The organism is Pseudomonas sp. LBUM1651 (genome assembly GCF_059716135.1).
Genome location: NZ_CP166805.1, coordinates 1,894,825 through 1,912,069, shown reverse-complemented (window position 1 = coordinate 1,912,069; position 17,245 = coordinate 1,894,825). Strand labels below are relative to the sequence as shown.

17 protein-coding genes are annotated in these 17,245 nt (G+C 60.1%); 4 read left to right on the top strand and 13 right to left on the bottom strand.

Annotated elements, in window-relative coordinates:
• Positions 1–3: 3 nt before the first annotated feature.
• Both ACA066_RS08840 and ACA066_RS08835 read right to left on the bottom strand, forming a co-directional pair.
• Positions 4–2,148, bottom strand: coding sequence for a 3-hydroxyacyl-CoA dehydrogenase NAD-binding domain-containing protein (locus ACA066_RS08840; protein WP_497698903.1), 2,145 nt, complete (start codon positions 2,146–2,148; stop codon positions 4–6).
• A 26-nt stretch (positions 2,149–2,174) separates the two neighbouring features.
• Positions 2,175–3,380 carry an acetyl-CoA C-acetyltransferase gene (locus tag ACA066_RS08835; RefSeq protein WP_497698902.1) on the bottom strand — a complete coding sequence of 402 codons (1,206 nt, stop codon included), beginning with the start codon at positions 3,378–3,380 and terminating at the stop codon, positions 2,175–2,177.
• 593 nt (positions 3,381–3,973) lie between these two features.
• Between ACA066_RS08835 and ACA066_RS08830 the strand changes: the two genes are divergently transcribed.
• Positions 3,974–4,804, top strand: coding sequence for a c-type cytochrome (locus tag ACA066_RS08830; RefSeq protein WP_497699833.1), 831 nt, complete (start codon positions 3,974–3,976; stop codon positions 4,802–4,804).
• A gap of 171 nt (positions 4,805–4,975) precedes the next feature.
• On the opposite strand, the gene ACA066_RS08825 is transcribed toward ACA066_RS08830, so the two are convergent.
• The 8 genes from ACA066_RS08825 to ACA066_RS08790 all read right to left on the bottom strand — a co-directional run bounded on the left by ACA066_RS08825 (position 4,976) and on the right by ACA066_RS08790 (position 11,492).
• Positions 4,976–5,785, bottom strand: a complete 810-nt coding sequence (locus tag ACA066_RS08825) for a transglutaminase family protein (protein WP_084318801.1) — start codon at positions 5,783–5,785, stop codon at positions 4,976–4,978.
• A complete protein-coding gene (locus ACA066_RS08820; protein ID WP_095945245.1) occupies positions 5,782–6,732 on the bottom strand; it encodes an alpha-E domain-containing protein in 951 nt (316 codons plus the stop codon). Before ACA066_RS08820 ends, ACA066_RS08825 begins: the two co-directional genes overlap by 4 nt.
• An 11-nt stretch (positions 6,733–6,743) precedes the next feature.
• Positions 6,744–8,153, bottom strand: a complete 1,410-nt coding sequence (locus ACA066_RS08815) for a circularly permuted type 2 ATP-grasp protein (RefSeq protein ID WP_497698901.1) — start codon at positions 8,151–8,153, stop codon at positions 6,744–6,746.
• 401 nt (positions 8,154–8,554) lie between these two features.
• Positions 8,555–8,896, bottom strand: coding sequence for a ribonuclease E inhibitor RraB (locus tag ACA066_RS08810; RefSeq protein ID WP_017337348.1), 342 nt, complete (start codon positions 8,894–8,896; stop codon positions 8,555–8,557).
• Positions 8,897–9,113: 217 nt separating this feature from the next.
• Positions 9,114–9,347, bottom strand: a complete 234-nt coding sequence (locus ACA066_RS08805; protein WP_497698900.1) for a hypothetical protein — start codon at positions 9,345–9,347, stop codon at positions 9,114–9,116.
• A 222-nt stretch (positions 9,348–9,569) separates the two neighbouring features.
• Positions 9,570–10,445: a polyamine aminopropyltransferase gene (gene speE / locus ACA066_RS08800; protein ID WP_497698899.1), complete on the bottom strand. Its 876-nt coding sequence runs from the start codon at positions 10,443–10,445 to the stop codon at positions 9,570–9,572.
• Between the two features lie 255 nt (positions 10,446–10,700).
• Complete coding sequence (locus ACA066_RS08795) at positions 10,701–10,892, bottom strand: PLDc N-terminal domain-containing protein (RefSeq protein ID WP_017337345.1); 192 nt, start codon at positions 10,890–10,892, stop codon at positions 10,701–10,703.
• A gap of 69 nt (positions 10,893–10,961) precedes the next feature.
• On the bottom strand, positions 10,962–11,492 hold the full coding sequence (locus tag ACA066_RS08790; RefSeq protein WP_497698898.1) for a hypothetical protein: 531 nt from the start codon (positions 11,490–11,492) through the stop codon (positions 10,962–10,964).
• A gap of 178 nt (positions 11,493–11,670) precedes the next feature.
• Here ACA066_RS08790 and ACA066_RS08785 point away from each other — a divergent pair, with 178 nt between their 5' ends.
• Positions 11,671–13,152 carry a methyl-accepting chemotaxis protein gene (locus ACA066_RS08785; protein WP_497698897.1) on the top strand — a complete coding sequence of 494 codons (1,482 nt, stop codon included), beginning with the start codon at positions 11,671–11,673 and terminating at the stop codon, positions 13,150–13,152.
• Positions 13,153–13,357: 205 nt separating this feature from the next.
• Positions 13,358–13,723 (top strand): terminase, encoded by a 366-nt coding sequence (locus ACA066_RS08780; protein ID WP_497402886.1) that lies wholly within the window; start codon positions 13,358–13,360, stop codon positions 13,721–13,723.
• On the opposite strand, the gene ACA066_RS08775 is transcribed toward ACA066_RS08780, so the two are convergent.
• The 3 genes from ACA066_RS08775 to ACA066_RS08765 form a co-directional block, all read right to left on the bottom strand.
• Complete coding sequence (locus tag ACA066_RS08775) at positions 13,724–14,521, bottom strand: acyl-CoA thioesterase (protein WP_497698896.1); 798 nt, start codon at positions 14,519–14,521, stop codon at positions 13,724–13,726.
• Positions 14,522–14,780: 259 nt separating this feature from the next.
• Entirely contained in the window at positions 14,781–15,548 is a 768-nt protein-coding gene (locus tag ACA066_RS08770; RefSeq protein WP_497698895.1) for a CHAD domain-containing protein, read from the bottom strand.
• Between the two features lie 42 nt (positions 15,549–15,590).
• On the bottom strand, positions 15,591–15,869 hold the full coding sequence (locus tag ACA066_RS08765) for a hypothetical protein (protein WP_497698894.1): 279 nt from the start codon (positions 15,867–15,869) through the stop codon (positions 15,591–15,593).
• A gap of 222 nt (positions 15,870–16,091) precedes the next feature.
• Between ACA066_RS08765 and ACA066_RS08760 the strand changes: the two genes are divergently transcribed.
• Positions 16,092–17,132, top strand: coding sequence for a patatin-like phospholipase family protein (locus tag ACA066_RS08760; RefSeq protein WP_497698893.1), 1,041 nt, complete (start codon positions 16,092–16,094; stop codon positions 17,130–17,132).
• The last annotated feature ends 113 nt before the right edge of the window (positions 17,133–17,245 follow it).

The following is a 17,245-nucleotide window of genomic DNA, read 5'->3' as shown; positions in this document are numbered from 1 at the left end:
CCCTTAAAACACCTCCCCTTTGGCGGCTTTTTGCAACAGCAGCGCCGGTGGTGCGAACCGTTCGCCGTACTGTTCGGCGAGGTATTGAGCGCGGGCGACAAAGTCCTTCACACCGTACTGATTGATGAACTGCAGCGCACCGCCGGTCCAGGCCGCAAAACCGATACCGAAGATCGACCCGACGTTGGCGTCCGCCGTCGAGGTCAGCACGCCCTCTTCCACGCAGCGCACGGTTTCGAGGGCTTGCACGAACAGCAGGCGATCACGCACATCCTTTGGCGAAATCTGTCCGTCGGCTTTCTCGAAGCGGGTTTTCAGCTCCGGCCACAAATGCTTCTGGCCACCGCTCGGGTACTCGTAGAAGCCACCGCCCGCGGCTTTGCCCGGACGCTTGTATTCGTTGAGCAGCAAGTCAATCACGGCAAACGCGGGGTGCTCAATCAGCGGTTTCCCTTCTGCTTGCAGGTCTTTGGCGGTTTGCTGACGGATATGGCTCATGAGGCTGAGGGAAACTTCGTCGGAGATCGCCAGAGGCCCGATGGGCATGCCGGCCTTGCGCGCTTCAGTCTCGATCATCGCTGCGCTGACGCCTTCGCCGAGCATGGCAATGCCTTCGTTGGTGAAGGTGCCAAACACCCGTGAGGTGAAGAAGCCGCGGCTGTCGTTGACCACAATCGGCGTTTTCTTGATTTGCAGTACGAAATCAAAACCGCGGGCCAGCGTTTCGGCGCTGGTGTGGACGCCCTTGATGATTTCCACCAAGGGCATTTTTTCCACGGGGCTGAAGAAATGCAGGCCGATGAACTTGCTCTGATCCGGGACGGCGGTGGCGAGTCCAGTGATGGGCAAGGTCGACGTGTTGGAAGCGATGACCGCGTCCGGGCCAACGACGTGTTGCGCGGCTGAAGAGACTTTAGCTTTCAACTCGCGATCTTCGAACACGGCTTCAATGATCAGGTCGCAACCGGCCAGATCGGCGTCATTTTCAGTGATTTTAATCCGCGCCAACACCGCGTCGCGCTGCTCGGCGCTTAACTGGCCGCGGGCAACTTTCTTGTCCAGCAACGCAGCCGAATGAGCCTTGCCCTTCTCCGCTGCCGCGAGGCTGATGTCCTTGAGCACCACTTCGAGGCCCGCCGATGCGCTGACAAAAGCGATCCCGGCGCCCATCATCCCTGCGCCCAAAACTCCCACACGACGCGTCACATACGGTGCAAACCCTTGCGGCCGCGAGCCGCCCGCATTGATCTCGTTGAGCTGGAACCAGAAAGTGCCGATCAGGTTTTTCGAGATCTGGCCGGTGGTCAGCTCGGTGAAGTAGCGGGTTTCGATCAGGTGCGCGGTATCGAAATCCACCTGCGCGCCTTCAACGGCGGCGCAAAGAATCTTCTCCGGCGCGGGCAGGCAGCCCTGGGTTTTCGTGCGCAGGATCGACGGCGCAATCGCCAGCATCTGCGCGACTTTTGGATTCGATGGCGTACCACCTGGAATCTGGTAGCCCTTCACGTCCCAGCGCTGTACAGCCGCTGGATTGGCGATGATCCAGGCCCGAGCCTTGGTCAGGAGCTCATCGCTATTCGCTGCCAGCTCATCGATCAAACCCGCCTGCAACGCTTGTTGCGGGCGGACCTTCTTGCCTTCAAGCAGATACGGCAAGGCTTTTTCCAGACCGAGCATGCGCACCATGCGCACCACCCCGCCGCCGCCCGGCAGCAAGCCAAGGGTGACCTCCGGCAAACCAAGCTGCACGGATGCATTATCCAGCGCCACGCGGTGATGGCACGCCAGGCAGATTTCCCAACCACCGCCCAGCGCCGCGCCGTTGATCGCGGCGACCAGAGGTTTTCCGAGGGTTTCCAAAGTGCGCAATTGGCCCTTCAGCGTCAGCACCATGTCGTAGAACGCTTTGGCCTCAGGCTTGCCGACCTTGATCAGTTCATTCAAGTCGCCACCGGCGAAGAACGTGTTCTTGGCCGAGGTGATGATGACGCCGGCGATGCTTTCTTTTTCAGCAACCAAACGGGCAATGCAGACAGCCATGGCCTCACGGTAAACCGCGTTCATGGTGTTGGCGCTCTGGCCCGGCATGTCGATGGTCAGGACGACAATCTGGTCCTGCCCTTTTTCGTAACGAATGGCTTCGGTCATGAAGATGATTCCTTGGAAGTCAGGGCTCAGAGGCGTTCGATGATGGTGGCAATGCCCATGCCGCCGCCGACACACAGCGTGGCCAGGCCATAGCGCAGACGCCGGGTTTCCAGTTCATCGAGCAGCGTGCCGAGAATTGCGCAGCCGGTGGCGCCCAGCGGGTGGCCCATGGCGATGGAGCCGCCGTTGACGTTGACCTTATCCGGGTCGATGGTCATGTCCTTGATGAATTTCAGTACGACAGAGGCAAACGCCTCGTTGACCTCAAACAGGTCGATGTCTTCGACCCGCAGCCCGGCTTTGGCCAGCGCCTTGCGCGTAGCCGGCGCCGGGCCGGTGAGCATGATGGTCGGGTCGGTACTGGTAACCGCCGTGGCGACTATCCGCGCCCGTGGCTGCAAGCCCAGCGCGCGACCCTTTGCCTCGGAGCCGATCAACATCAGCGCCGCGCCATCGACGATCCCCGAACTGTTGCCCGGCGTGTGCACATGGTTGATGCGCTCGACGTGGCTGTAGACCCGCAGCGCGGTGGCGTCGAAACCCATTTGCCCCATCATCTCGAAGCTCGGCTTGAGCTTGCCCAAGCCTTCAAGCGTGGAGTCGGCGCGGATGAATTCATCGTGATCGAGCAGGAGAATGCCGTTCTGGTCCCGTACCGGCACCAGCGATTTACTGAACGATCCATCGGCCCGGGCCCGCGCGGCTTTTTGCTGGGAATGCAGCGCGTAGGCATCGACGTCCTGACGGCTGAACCCTTCAAGGGTGGCGATCAGGTCGGCGCCTACGCCTTGCGGTGTGAAATGGCTGTGCAGATTGGTTTCCGGATCCAGCGCCCAGGCGCCGCCGTCGCTGCCCATCGGCACCCGGGACATCGACTCGACGCCACCGACCACCACCAGTTCTTCGAAGCCGGAACGCACTTTCATCGCCCCGAGGTTCACCGCTTCCAGCCCCGACGCGCAGAAACGGTTGATCTGCACACCTGCCACGCTGACGTCCCAATCGGACACTTGTGTCGCGGTTTTGGCGATGTCGGCACCTTGATCGCCGACCGGCGTCACGCAGCCCAGCACCACGTCATCGACCTGACTGGTGTCCAGCGAGGTGCGCTGCTGCAGCGCCCTGAGCAACCCGGCCACCAGGTTCACCGGTTTGACGCTGTGCAGGGCGCCATCGGCCTTGCCTTTGCCACGGGGCGTGCGTAACGCGTCGAAAATCAAAGCTTGGGTCATGACGTCCTCGAACCTGACGGTGAAAATACTGAGCCTTCACCTTATGCCGAGCCACCGCCGATTCAATGACCGCAATGCTCACGGACGTTGACGGACACGCTCAGACGGACGGTAGTGTGCTACCGGATTAACCGTTTCAGGACACCGAGCTGTCTAGCAAAAGGGCGGCAAAGAAGCTGGCAATAGGCCTCATGCCTTTTTTAAAGCAATAAGTGCGCACTCCATACGAAAGGGATCTAAACCACGAGTGACGCGGGCCCTAAGGTGAACATATGCGATGTTGTCGTCGGGTTTTGCCGAGGCGCTCGCCCTACAGGAAGTGCAACGCGCTGCCGTCATGGAGATATGCAGGCAGGCATCAGGAATAACAAAAAGGCGGTCAAGCCATGTTCAAACATTCGAAAGTACGTCAAGCCGGGCTCATTCTTTTCGCCACTACGCTGTTGTTGATTTTGCCGAACCTGACGAAGGTGATCGGTTAAGTCTGTTATTAAAAATACGGCGCCAAGGTTTTTTATCGCCTCATCAAAAATGTGACTGGCTCGCTACCCGGGCCAGCGTGGGTGTGCCAACCTTTGCGGCACTTCCACGACATGGACGGCGATCATTTGAAAACGCTCATTCTGCTCGGGGCCTTGCTGTTCGGCTCGCCCCTTTATGCCGCACAGCTGAACCTGGAGCTGGGCGCGAACAGTCGCACCTGGCAGACCGAGGAATTGCTCAAGCATCCTCAGTTACAGACCATCACGATTACCAACGACGTTTCCTATAAACGGGACATGAGCTATCGCGCCGTGCCTCTGGCGGCGTTGTTGACCGGCATCAAGCCTGACGATCACCTGCAAGCGGTGGCGCTGGATGGTTTTGCCGCTGAACTGGCGGCCGCTCCGTTGCTCAATGCCAAAGGCGCGCGAGCCTGGCTGGCGATTGAAGACCCGGCCAAGCCGTGGCCACCGCTGTCCGAAGGCAAGCCAGGTGCGGGGCCGTTTTATCTGGTCTGGACTAACCCGCAGGCGGGCAACATCAGCCCTGAACAATGGCCCTTTCAAGTGGCAAGCATCAAACGCATGGCGCCAGTGGCGGAGCGCTTCCCTGCCCTGTTGCCGGATCCGGCGTTAAAGGCGGACCATCCGGTGAATCTGGGGTTTGCACTGTTTCAGAAGAACTGCCTGGCGTGTCATCGTCTCAATGGCGCCGGGGATGCGCAGTTCGGGCCGGATCTTAATGTTCCGTTTAACCCGACCGAGTATTTTGGCGCGGACTTTTTGAAGCGGTATATCCGTGATCCGCAGAGTTTGCGGCAGTGGCCGCAGGCGAAGATGCCGGGGTTTTCGGCGCAGGTGTTGCCCGACGGCGATCTGGAAATGTTGGTGGGGTATTTGAAGCATATGGCTGGGCGCAAGCAGATCACAGCCAATAAGTAGCAGATACACCTGTGGCGAGGGAGCTTGCTCCCGCTGGGCCGCGAAGCGGCCCTCAAACCAGGCGACGCGATCCGTCATGCAAACCGCTTTTATCGAATTTGCGACTGCTGCGCAGTCGAGCGGGAGCAAGCTCCCTCGCCACAAAAGCACCTTCTCCCCAATAATTTATGATCACTGTTGTTGGACTGAGATCACCGGCATCGGCGTCGGCGACACAAACACCTTCGCATGCATCTGCTCACACCCGCCGCCGCGACGCATCCCGCGCACCGGACAGGCATCCAGGTAATCCAGGCCCACCGCCAGCTTCAAATGGCGCTCCGGCCGCGCCAGTTCATTGGTCACGTCAAAGCTGTACCACGCGTCATCCAGCCAGGCTTCCGCCCACGCGTGACTGGCCAGATGCTCGCAATTCTCGCTGTACAGATACCCCGACACATAACGCGACGGAATGCCCAGGCTGCGGGCGCAGGCGAGGAACGCGTGCGTGTGGTCCTGGCACACGCCCGAACGCCCGGCAAAGGCCTGAGCCGCGCTGGTATCCACTTCGGTGGAGCCCGGCGTGTAGGTCATGTGCTGGTTAAGGCCATGCATCAGATCGATCAGCGATGTGCGATCCCGACGCTTTTTGCATTCTTTCTCGGCGAACGCACGCAAGGCTTCGTCGGCTTCGGTCAGGCGCGTGAAACGCAAAAACGGCAGCGCCGACTGGCTCTCGTGCTCGGCTTCACGCAGTTCGTCGATGTCGACCTGGCCACGGGCGCCGATGATGATCGCTTCATGCGGCTCGTCCATGGTCAGCACATGCAGGATGTTGCCGAACGGATCGAGTTGCGCGCGCACCGGGCGCGGCAGGTCGAGTTGCCAGCTGAGCACGTGCTGGCGCTCGCTGTCGTGGGGTGTCAGTCGCAGATACTGGATGCTCGCCCGCACCTGATCTTCGTAGTGATAGGTGGTCTCGTGGCTAATGGAAAGTCTCATGCAGCCTCCAGGTAGGAACTGTGTATGGCGTTACCCAACTGGCGCACCAGCGGGATGAACTCGGTCAGCCAGGCGTGCAGGCCTTCGTCGAGAATTTCGGTGATGCCGGTGTAGCGCAGGCGTGCGTCCATCTCCGCCGCCAGGCGTTGCGCGGGACGGCCGTTGGCGCCGGGCAGTTGGGCGAGGATCTGGTCGATTTCTTCGGTGCAGGCCCGTAGCGAACGTGGCACATCAGCACGCAACAGCAGCAGTTCTGCCACATGCCGGGCACCGGGAGCGTCGCGGTAGATTTCGGTATAGGCCTCGAACGACGACAACGCCCTTAACAAAGCGCTCCACTGGTAATAGGCGTGGGCTGTGCCGTCGCTGACCGCTTCGGCCTGATCGCCGGCCATTTCGTAGCGGGCGTCGAGCAGGCGCAAGGTGTTGTCGGCCCTTTCGATAAACGTGCCCAGCCGAATGAAACGGAACGCATCGTTACGCATGATGGTGCCGTAGGACGCGCCGCGAAACAGGTGCGAACGTTCCTTGATCCACTCGCAGAAACGGCTCATGCCGTAGCGACTCAAGCCCTGCTCGGCGATCCCGCGAATTTCCAGCCAGGTGGCGTTGATGTTTTCCCACATGTCGGCGGTGATTCGCCCACGCACTGCATGGGCGCTGGCCCGTGCGGCGCCGAGACAGCTGTAAATGCTCGCTGGGTTGGCCGCGTCGAGGGCGAAAAAGTGCAGCAGCCGCTCGGCATGCAGCTCGCCGTGGCGTTCGAGGTAATCGTCCAGGGTGCCGGTTATCAGCAGCGGCATGGCGAGTTCATGCAGACCGTCACCGCGTCCATCCTGTGGCATCAGCGACAGTGAATAACTGATGTCGAGCATCCGTGCGAGGTTTTCCGCCCGCTCCAGGTAACGCGACATCCAATACAAATCCGAGGCAGTTCTACTTAACATGGCAGGCTTCCTTAATCCTCAACCACCCAGGTGTCCTTGGTTCCGCCGCCCTGTGAGGAATTCACCACCAGGGAGCCTTCACGCAGGGCGACACGGGTCAAACCGCCGGGCACAACCCGGGTTTCGCGGCCAGACAATACAAACGGACGCAGGTCGATGTGGCGTGGAGCGATGCCGTTTTCGACAAAGGTCGGACAGGTCGACAGGGACAACGTCGGTTGCGCGATGTACGCGTGTGGCTTGGCCTTGATGCGGGCGCGGAACGACTCGATTTCCGCCGCCGTCGCCGCCGGCCCCACCAGCATTCCGTAACCGCCGGAGCCTTGGGTTTCCTTGACCACCAGGTCCGGAAGATTGGCCAGCACGTGGGACAGTTCAGAAGGATTGCGGCACTGGAACGTCGGCACGTTCTTCAGGATCGGTTCTTCATCGAGGTAGAAACGGATCATGTCCGTCACAAACGGATACACCGACTTGTCGTCCGCAACCCCGGTGCCGATGGCATTCGCCAGCACCACGTGGCCCGAGCGGTAGGACGACAACAGCCCCGGTACGCCGAGCATCGAATCCGGATTGAACGCCAGCGGGTCGAGGAACGCATCGTCGAGGCGACGGTAGATCACATCGACGGCTTTCGGCCCGTCCGTGGTGCGCATGAACACCTTGTCGTCACGCACGAAGAGGTCCGCGCCTTCTACCAGTTCAACGCCCATTTCCCGCGCCAGGAATGCATGCTCGAAAAACGCACTGTTGAAACGCCCCGGCGTCAGCACCACCACGCTCGGGTTATCGATCGGGCTGGAGCTTTTCAGGGTGTCGAGCAACAGGTTCGGATAATGGTCGATCGGCGCGATGCGCTGGGCCGAGAACAGTTCGGGGAACAGCCGCATCATCATCTTGCGGTCTTCGAGCATGTAGCTCACGCCGCTCGGTGTACGAAGGTTGTCTTCGAGCACGTAGTACGTGCCGTCGCCATCACGCACCAGATCGACGCCGGAGATGTGCGAATAGATATCCCGGTGCAAATCCAGGCCTTGCATCGCCAACTGGTATTGCTCGTTGGCCAGTACTTGCTCGGCCGGAATGATGCCCGCCTTGATGATGCGCTGCTCGTGATAGAGGTCGGCGAGGAACATGTTCAACGCCTTGACCCGCTGGATGCAGCCGCGTTCGACGATCCGCCATTCGCTGGCGGGGATGCTGCGCGGAATGGTGTCGAAGGGGATCAGGCGCTCTGTGCCCTGCTCGTCCCCGTAGAGCGTGAAGGTAATCCCGGCGCGATGAAACAACAGATCGGCCTCGCGTCGCCGTTGGGCCAGCAGTTCGTCAGGCGTCTCGGCCAGCCAACGGGCAAACTCCCGATAATGCGGGCGGACCTGGCCGCCGGCATCGTACATCTCATCAAAATAGTTGCGGATCATGCCGTACTCCTTGTCACCCGGACTTACAGGCCTTCGCAAGGCCCGTGCCATCGGCATAAACGCTTTTAAATCAATCGGTTAGATATTCGTCGCGCATACACCGCACCATTCCTGTGCGGTAAATACCCCAACCTGATTGCCCCCGCTTCATTGCGAAGCAATGCTTTCGCCTATCACCAGCATAGCCAGAGTTGATTTCACTGCCCGGCAGTGGCTGCGGATAATCGGCGCATTCGCTGGAAATGCTCACCGAACTTCCCTTTTAGCCGCCTGTTTAGGCGGCTTTTTTTTGCGCCGGGTTCTTGTTTCAGGATTTTGCCAAGGCTGTTTTCCATCGCCCACAAACGAAAACGGCCAACCCGAAGGTCAGCCGTTAGTGGATGTTGTCGCTGTTCATAGTGTTATGCGAGTAGCCCTCGTACCTCCTGCTTGACGCCCCACCCTTCGATGATGCCGCCCAAAGGCTCGACCACCGCCTCGAAGTCCTGCTCAAAGTCGCCGATGCCGTCATAGGTGGCGGACATCACTTTGCTCAGTTCCAGGGCCCATGCGCCGTCGTCGCGTACGCTGATCTGTGCATTCATGGATTCGCCGGAATAATGCCCTGCCGCCCTGCGTGCCCGCTCCTCGTCCGGGAAAATGGCGTAGAACTCGATGGGATGGAATCGTGAAAAGTCGAAACCGCCTTCTTTCATGCGGCGCAGCACCGAGCTGCTGATGTCTTCTTGATAGGCTGTGCTCATGAAACGTCCTCCTCAAACCGATGGATAGACTTTCCGTACTCCCGACGCCCGCAACCGAATGGTGCGAGCAATACGGCAACCACGTTGCCGCCGGGAAACAAGCATGTAGCTGACAAGACCAGACCTTAGCGATCCAATCGCTGATCTCGCTTGCAGAGTAGCCCCAAGTAAGCGCCGCTGCCAAGGCCTGGTGTTTCACGAGTGTGCCAGAGGTGTATCAGACGGGAGTAATGCCGAGGATTTGTATGCTGTTCTGGGTCTTGAGGTTTTTGACGCTAGCGTCAGCAGTCCGCCCCTCCAGATCGTTCAGATCCAGTTCGGCGGCGACGGGAAAAAGCCGCTCCTTGAGCAGTTTCGCGGCGTGCTCGTTGTCCGGGCACTCGTCGCACTCAAAGACTTCGTCGACAGTTTCGCCGTGGTCATCCACGAAAGTGATCTTCCACTTTTGCATCAGTGCCTCCTCGAACAAACCCGCAAATGGGCTTACAACTATCTGGACTTTTGGCCTGACTGATCGTTCAAACGGATTACGGCACGCAAGCATCAAAAACACAGGAGCTGTAGGAGCCGAGCTTGCTCGCGATAGCGTTCTATCAGCCGACATCTCTATCGACTGGACGGCAGTCATCGCGAGCAAGCTCGGCTCCTACAGGGTTATGCGTACTTCTTTAGTTTAGTCGTTGCTTGGCTTGTTGATCGCTTGCAGCACGTATTGCGGCAAGGCAAACGCGCCAATGTGGATTTCCGGGTTGTAGTAGCGGGTGATGATGCCGCTGCCGGCGAAGCGCTGCTGCAGGGTTTCGCGGGACAGTTTGCGATAGGCGGTATTGGTCGCGCCCCAGGCAAATGTCATCGAACCGCCGATGTAGGTCGGCACGGCGGCCTGATAGAAGTGCCAGTCCGGGAACAGGCTGCGCAGGCGCCCGGCGGTGGTTTTGACTTCTTCGATCTGCATGAACGGCGTGCCGTTCTGGGTCACCAGGATACCGCCCTCGTTCAGGCAGCGACGGCAGGCCTGGTAGAAGTTTTCCGAGAACAGCACTTCGCCCGGACCGATCGGGTCGGTGGAGTCGGAGATGATCACGTCGAACTTTTCGGTGGTGGTGGCGACGAAGCGCATGCCGTCATCGATCACCAGGTTCAGGCGTGGATCATCGAACGCACCCTTGGAGTGGTTCGGCAGGAATTCCTTGCACATGTCGACCACGGTGCCGTCGATCTCGACCATGGTGATGTGCTCGACGCCGCCGTGTTTGGCCACTTCACGCAGCATGCCGCCGTCGCCGCCACCGATGATCAGCACGCGCTTGGCACTGCCGTGCGCCAGGATCGGCACATGGGTGAGCATTTCGTGGTAGATGAATTCGTCGGCTTCGGTGGTCTGGATCACACCGTCCAGCGCCATGACACGGCCCATGCGCGGGTTTTCGAAAATCACCAGGTGCTGGTGTTCGGTGCGCACTTCGTGCAGCAGTTTTTCCATGCGAAAACGCTGGCCGTAGCCTTCGTAGAGGGTTTCCAGGTAGTCGCTGGCTGGGGTGTTGCTCATGGGAAGTGCTCCGATGAATGCGGGTGGCAACGGACGGTTACCCGCCCATGATGGCCAATCGATCTGCTCGATTGCCCGGGAAAGGCGCGCATTCTACGTCGCGGAAGATGACAGGTCGAACGTCAGTTGATGACGCGACACTGTCCCGTAGGAGCAAGGCTTGCCCGCGAAGAACGATTACACGATTTAACAGAAAGACCGCGTTATCGTTCTTCGCGGGCAAGCCTTGCTCCTACAGGGGCAGTGTTCGTTCTGTCAGATTCGCACGTTGCCCCGTGGCCCGGCGATGGCCCAGATGATCAGGCCCAGGACCGGCAGCAGCAGGATCAGCAGGACCCAGACGATTTTCATCCCGGTATCGGCGCCACTTTTCAGCACGTTGATGATTGCCCAGATGTCCAGGGCAAGAATGATCAGGCCAACCAGGCCGTTGAACGTGGAACCCATGGTGTCGCTCCCTAAGAGTGATGTTCACTCTTAGGATAGCCGGCTCCAGCGGGGTTCCGTTTTATTCCATCAAACGTGGATTGCCACTTTCAGGGCTTCCAGGGAAGGCGCGGCCACGATGCCGACCTCAGCGCACAACTCGAGCACACGCGGCACGTCGTTGCCATAGACCAGCACCACTTGCAGTTCGTCGTCCAGCAGCTGGCTGAAGTTCATCAGCGTGTAACCGCCGTTTTCCTTGTTCATGCTGCCCATCTGCACCTGGATGCGATTGAGCGCGGTCAGGGCTTCGGTCTTGGCCAGTTGCTTGGGTTTGATGTTGAAATCCACGCCCGGGCCGAACGACGCGACGATCTGCGCGAACAGGTCCATGTAGGTGTCGGCCTGGAACAGTACGGTTTCCGGCAGGCTGCCGACGACGACCCACTCGCCGAGCGGAATCGGGAAGGTGTCGTCGTAGTTGATGTCCGGATTGGCCGTCAGAAAAGCCTCTGGATCGGCGTAGGCCTGGGCCGCTTCGTCAGCGACTTTGAGGATTTCGTCTTCGCTCATGCACCCGGAGCTGATTTTGCTGATGAGTTCGACGAGTGCGGCTTTCATGGGGGCGGAATCCTGTAGCGAGGGAATTTTGAAGGCGCGAAGGATAGCGCATTACGCCCCGCAATTCCTGCGCGGAACACAGTCGGGAATGTTGACGCATATCAAGATCCGGCGCCTCGGGTAGCGGCACAATGCTGGCACCTTGCCAATGCTGTTTCCGCTATCAGAGAAGACCTCCATGGGTGCCTGGCTTAGCAACATCTCGCTGAAATATAAATTCTGGGCGGTCAACGCTGTCGCCTTCGTCACCACCCTGTTGTTGGTGTTGTACGCCGTACAACTCGAACAGCAGGCCCGCAGTCATGCCTCGCAAGCGTCCGCTCAGGCTCAGGCGCGATTGCTCAACGCCTGGCCTGCCGGACAAGCGCTGCCCAAGGCCGATCACCTGCTGACGTTCAGTCGCGGGCAGGCGCCGTTGCTGAACGAGCAGCCCGTGCCGGAATTCGCGGATGCCAACGGTTGGGTCGAGATCAACTCGATGCCGCTGTTCGGCGACAACCCGCTGATGGGCGCGGAAGTGTTCACGCGCACCGATGGTCAGCAGGTGGCGGTGATCGCTTATGGCCCGAGCCTGAGCCAGGTGTTCGGTGAGCGTTTCGCCAACTACGCCGTGGCGGTGTTCATTCTGATGCTGGCGATGCTCGGGGCGTCGCAACTGTTGATCCGATTTCTGCTCAGCCAGCTCAACACCTTGAAAGACGTGATGCTCCACGTTGAGAAAACCGGCGACCTGTCAGCCCGTGTGCCGCTGGCCTGCACCGACGAGGTCGGGCAGATGGCCGGCGCGTTCAACGCCATGCAGGCCGGTTATCAGCGGGTGGTCAACACCGTCGCCAGCACCGCCCGGCAACTGGACGTCGGCGCGGCGCGGCTGGCATCGAGCATGAACGAGGTCCGTCACGGCATGCTGGGCCAGCAAAGCGAAACCGACCAGGCCGCCACGGCGATCAACGAAATGACCGCCACCGTCTATCACATCGCCCAGCACGCCGGCGCCACCCGCGACCTCTCGCAAACCGCCGATACCCTGGCCGGCAGCGGTCAGGAAGTGGTCAGTCGCGTGCAAAAGTCGATTGCCGGGTTGTCCAATGGCGTGCAGCAGACGGCCGAGATGATTCAGCGTCTGGCCGAGGACAGTCAGAAGATCAACGGCGTGGTCAATGTGATCCACAGCATCGCCGAGCAAACCAACCTGCTGGCGCTGAACGCCGCGATTGAAGCGGCCCGGGCCGGGGAAATGGGACGTGGCTTTGCGGTGGTCGCCGATGAAGTGCGCAACCTGGCCAAACGGGTGCAGACCTCGACCGACGAAATCACCCTGATGGTCTCGGCGTTGCAGGCCGGAACCCGGGACGCGGTGGACTTCATGCAGGAAAGCTCGTTCAAGGCCGACGACTGTGTGCAACAGGCTCAAGAGGCCGGCGCCGCGTTGGTGGAAATCACCAGCGCCGTGGCGCAGATGCGTGAAAGCAACACGCAGATCGCGGTGGCGGCCGAGCAGCAGAGCCAAGTGGCGGAGGAGATGAACCGGGCGGTGGTAAGCATTCGCGATGTGACCGAGAACACGGTGCAGCAGACGGTGGATTCGGCGACGACCAGTAATGAGTTGGCGGCGTTGGCCGGGGAGTTGAGCAAGGCCATTGGGCAGTTGAAACTCTAAGGCCCTCTTCGCGGGCAAGCCTTGCTCCTACAGGATTTGCGTAGTGCCCCTGTAGGAGCAAGGCTTGCCCGCGATGGCGTCGGCCGGACCAACATCAATATTGACCATGACACCTATCGCTCCGATAGCCATCCTTGATTCGCAGCCCGCCAATGCCGCGCCTATTCTTCAACCATGTGTTCAACATGGATCGAGGATCAGCATCATGGGCAAACGTCACCCCAACCTTCCCGCCTGGCAATGGCGCGCGTACCCGGACAACCACCAGCACCCGGCGAATCTGGTGCTGCACCTGATTGCCGTGCCGCTGTTCATCGTGGCCTTTCTGCTGCTGGTGTGCGGGGTGTTCAGCCTGAGCTTTGCGAACTTCGCGATTGGCATCATCGGCCTGCTCGCAGCCTTGGGCCTGCAACGCCACGGTCACAACCTGGAGGCGCAAGCCTCCGAGCCGTTCAGTGATCGCAAAGATGCGGTGTCGCGCCTGCTGGTCGAGCAGTTCCTGACCTTTCCGCGCTTTTTCCTCAGCGGCGGCTGGTGGCGCGCCTGGCGTGAGCGCCACCGTCGTCACTGATCAGGCAAAAATCGTCACGGTCTGCCGACTCATGGCAATCAGCTGACCGTCCGCGTTCCACAGTTTCGCGGCCGCATGACCGTAGCCGTCAGCGGCATGTTCGATTTCAACGAGGTATTTGCACCAGTCCAGGGTGCTCAGTTCGAGCAACGGCTGGACGAATTCGATGGTCCAGGTCAGCGTGCTGCCCATTGCGACTTTATTCAGGTGCGGCAACAGCGCCGGCGGCCAGGCATCCACCAGTGCCAGGATATGCGACTCAGTGACCGCCTCTTCCTTAACATCACCACGCAAGCGTACCCAGCCGCCCATCTCGCGGGATTTATTGCCGGTGAACGGCAGGCCTCCGACACTCCAGCGCATCGCCAGATGGCGCATGAATTCCGGGGTCATGCCTTTGACATACGGCAGTTCCTGGCAATCGTCCCAGTGCTTCATTTCGGGGGCCGGCGTGGCGGTTACCGCCACTTCGGACGGTCGCGAGGCGCCGAAGCTGCCCTGGATCAACGTCACCACTTGTCCCTTCTGCATCGCCCGGCCCAGCACTTGGCTGACCGCCTTGCCTTCGCGCAGGACATCGACTTCAAAACTGACCGGCACTTCGGGTTCTACGGGCCCGACAAAGGTGATCGCCAGCGAGCGCACGGGGCGATCCGCCGGCACCCGTGCGCGCATGGCTTCGTATTGCAAAGCCGCGACCAGGCCGCCGAAGCTGGCACGTCCCTGTGCCCATTCGGCCGGAATAGACAGCTCCAGCGGTTGGCTGCGGACGGCGTCGAGCAGATCGGAAAAGCGCATGAAAACCTCAAGGGCAGAAATGGAATGAAGAGATGTTAACCAACCAGCGAGGATGGCACAGCGCATATTCTCGCCAAAGAGGCTGACAGATAGGCCGCAATCGGTTGGATGCGCGATCCAAGGTTCAACACCACCCCTTTGTAGGAGCGAGCTTGCTCGCGATGGGCGTGAACGATAACGCATGCTGTCTGGACACACGCGTCGCCTTCAAGTCCATCGCGAGCAAGCTCGCTCCTACAGGGGGGTTATGCGGTGAGTTTCAGGATTTGAAACAGGCGGCGCTGAGTTTGTCGAGAACACGGTCGGCACGGCCTTCGGCCTTGGCCATGGTGGTTTTCCACACTGCTACACAAGGTTGCAGATCAGCTTCCTGTTCGGCCCGGGCCAGCCATTGCCAGCAATCGTGCCAGTCACCCAAGGCAGCCTGAGCCGATTTGAGCCTCGGCAGGGCCGGTTTCGGCAAACGGTCCAGATCGGGGTAGGCCTCGATGCCATAACGCACACGCTTGATCAACAAGCGCAGTCGATGGCGATCATGAGCAGGATCGTGCAAGGCCTCATCGAGTTTTTCCCACTGCTTGCCCAGACGCTTCTCAATGCGTTTGCGCAATCCCTTGAGCAACCCCTGACGCTGGGATGCCCGCAGAAAACGCGGGAAGGCGTCGAAAATCATCAGCAACTGCGCCAGCTCGGTGCTCGCCGCGACCGCCGGATAGGCCGCGGCCATCTGCGTCATGCGGCGCTGCGCTGCCTCGGGTTGATCGTGCTCGAGCAAGTACGCCGCCAGTACTTCACGATCGCGCAACGGCGTGGTCAGGTCACCGACCCGGGACGCCGCCACTTCCAGCTGCTCGACCCCGGGCAAGCCGCGCAACGGCCGCAGCAGACTGCGCAAACGGCGAACCGTGGTGCGCAGATCGTGCAACGCTTCCGGGTCGGTGCGGGCATTCAAACGAGCCTGACAAGACAGCAAACGGACTTCCAGGCCCAAAACATGGGCCACCAACCGATCAACCAAGGCAGACATCGTTTTCTCCCTAAATTGAATTTCTGATGCCTACATCATGCCTCAACGGCCCGCACGTGACTCACGAATATAGAAGCGCGCCTTCTCGGCTTTCCTGGTGCAGCCTTCGAACGCTTCGAATTGCTGCTGAGTCTTGGCGCCGGTCAGCAATGACAGGGCCTTGGAGTAACTGACCGTGCCGGCAAAACCTTCGGCCTTGGCCAGGTCCAGCTCATGCCACGCCGCATCGATCCCGCTACCGCAACTGTCACGGTAAGCAGTCTTGCCGGCACAACCGGCGAGCGCCAGCGCAATCAAAGGCACACAGATCCAGGCTTTCATCACTCACACCTCAAATATAGGTCAACAGTCGTGCAGGTAGGACGGTCCGGCGCGTAAAAAGTGCCTTGGCGTCGCTGCGGAAACTATAGCGCTCGCGAGAATAACCATCTGCCGCCCTGGAGTGTCGAAAAAACGACGCGTTTACCCTGTCGAGCGACCTTAACGATTGAAGCGAGCCCCTCGATGGGTGCATTGTTGACCCTTGTCAGACGAGGGCGATTCATGAAAAAGCGTGTCGCACTGGTGCTGGGTTCCGGTGGAGCCCGGGGCTATGCCCATATCGGTGTCATTGAAGAGATCGAGCGGCGTGGCTACGACATCGCCTGCATCGCCGGTTGTTCGATGGGCGCCGTGGTCGGCGGAATTTATGCCGCCGGCAAGCTGGATGAATACCGCAACTGGATCGAGAGCCTGGATTATCTCGACGTGTTGCGTCTGGTGGACGTCAGTTTTCGACTGGGCGCGATTCGCGGGGAGAAGGTCTTCGGGCAGATCCGCAAGATCGTCGGCGAGATCAATATCGAAGACCTGCGCATCCCCTACACGGCGGTGGCCACCGACCTGACCAACCAGCAGGAAATCTGGTTTCAGGAAGGTTGCCTGCACCAGGCGATGCGCGCCTCGGCGGCCATCCCGAGCCTGTTCACGCCGGTGATGCAGGGCAATCGCATGCTGGTGGACGGCGGTATCCTCAACCCGTTGCCGATCGTGCCGGTGGTGTCGAGCCATTGCGACCTCATCATCGCGGTCAACCTGAACTCCACTAACCAGCGCCACTACCAATTGCCGGTGATCCAGCGACCGGCGGCGTTCAAGTCCCGGTTCGACAGCCTGATCAATTCGGTAGGCTCGAAGTTGCCATTCCGCCGCAAACCGGCGGAAAAATTGCTGCTGCTGGAAAAGGAAGCGTTGATTGCAGAAGCGGCCGAGATCAACCCCTGGATCGAATCCGCCGAGCCTGAAGCCCAGCAACCGGCGGCCGCCCCTGAACGCGATGGCGCCCCGAAGTCGGCCACGGGCTCGTTCATCATCGACAACGTGGGGCCAGCGTCCTTGCTGGATTTGATCAACCAGAGTTTCGAGGTGATGCAGACGTCGCTGGCGCAGTACAAGATTGCCGGTTATCCACCGGATATCCTGATCAACGTGCCGAAACGGGTGTGCCGGTTTTTCGAGTTTTACAAGGCGCCGGAGTTGATCGCGCTGGGGCGGGAGATTGCGCGGGATACATTGGATCGGTATGAAAATGAGCGGGATTCCTGAAATTCTCGAGTGAAATTGAGGGCCCTTTCGCGGGCAAGCCTCGCTCCTACAGGTTTGAGTCGTTCGCGAGTTTTGTGAGCGACACTAATCCGTAGGAGCGAGGCTTGCCCGCG

Bases quoted from the DNA above. Each gene is read 5' to 3' on its own strand.
- ACA066_RS08840 (WP_497698903.1), bottom strand. From the start codon at position 2,148: ATGACCGAAGCCATTCGTTACGAAAAAGGGCAGGACCAGATTGTCGTC.
- ACA066_RS08835 (WP_497698902.1), bottom strand. From the start codon at position 3,380: ATGACCCAAGCTTTGATTTTCGACGCGTTACGCACGCCCCGTGGCAAA.
- ACA066_RS08830 (WP_497699833.1), top strand. From the start codon at position 3,974: ATGGACGGCGATCATTTGAAAACGCTCATTCTGCTCGGGGCCTTGCTG.
- ACA066_RS08825 (WP_084318801.1), bottom strand. From the start codon at position 5,785: ATGAGACTTTCCATTAGCCACGAGACCACCTATCACTACGAAGATCAG.
- ACA066_RS08820 (WP_095945245.1), bottom strand. From the start codon at position 6,732: ATGTTAAGTAGAACTGCCTCGGATTTGTATTGGATGTCGCGTTACCTG.
- ACA066_RS08815 (WP_497698901.1), bottom strand. From the start codon at position 8,153: ATGATCCGCAACTATTTTGATGAGATGTACGATGCCGGCGGCCAGGTC.
- ACA066_RS08810 (WP_017337348.1), bottom strand. From the start codon at position 8,896: ATGAGCACAGCCTATCAAGAAGACATCAGCAGCTCGGTGCTGCGCCGC.
- ACA066_RS08805 (WP_497698900.1), bottom strand. From the start codon at position 9,347: ATGCAAAAGTGGAAGATCACTTTCGTGGATGACCACGGCGAAACTGTC.
- speE (WP_497698899.1), bottom strand. From the start codon at position 10,445: ATGAGCAACACCCCAGCCAGCGACTACCTGGAAACCCTCTACGAAGGC.
- ACA066_RS08795 (WP_017337345.1), bottom strand. From the start codon at position 10,892: ATGGGTTCCACGTTCAACGGCCTGGTTGGCCTGATCATTCTTGCCCTG.
- ACA066_RS08790 (WP_497698898.1), bottom strand. From the start codon at position 11,492: ATGAAAGCCGCACTCGTCGAACTCATCAGCAAAATCAGCTCCGGGTGC.
- ACA066_RS08785 (WP_497698897.1), top strand. From the start codon at position 11,671: ATGGGTGCCTGGCTTAGCAACATCTCGCTGAAATATAAATTCTGGGCG.
- ACA066_RS08780 (WP_497402886.1), top strand. From the start codon at position 13,358: ATGGGCAAACGTCACCCCAACCTTCCCGCCTGGCAATGGCGCGCGTAC.
- ACA066_RS08775 (WP_497698896.1), bottom strand. From the start codon at position 14,521: ATGCGCTTTTCCGATCTGCTCGACGCCGTCCGCAGCCAACCGCTGGAG.
- ACA066_RS08770 (WP_497698895.1), bottom strand. From the start codon at position 15,548: ATGTCTGCCTTGGTTGATCGGTTGGTGGCCCATGTTTTGGGCCTGGAA.
- ACA066_RS08765 (WP_497698894.1), bottom strand. From the start codon at position 15,869: ATGAAAGCCTGGATCTGTGTGCCTTTGATTGCGCTGGCGCTCGCCGGT.
- ACA066_RS08760 (WP_497698893.1), top strand. From the start codon at position 16,092: ATGAAAAAGCGTGTCGCACTGGTGCTGGGTTCCGGTGGAGCCCGGGGC.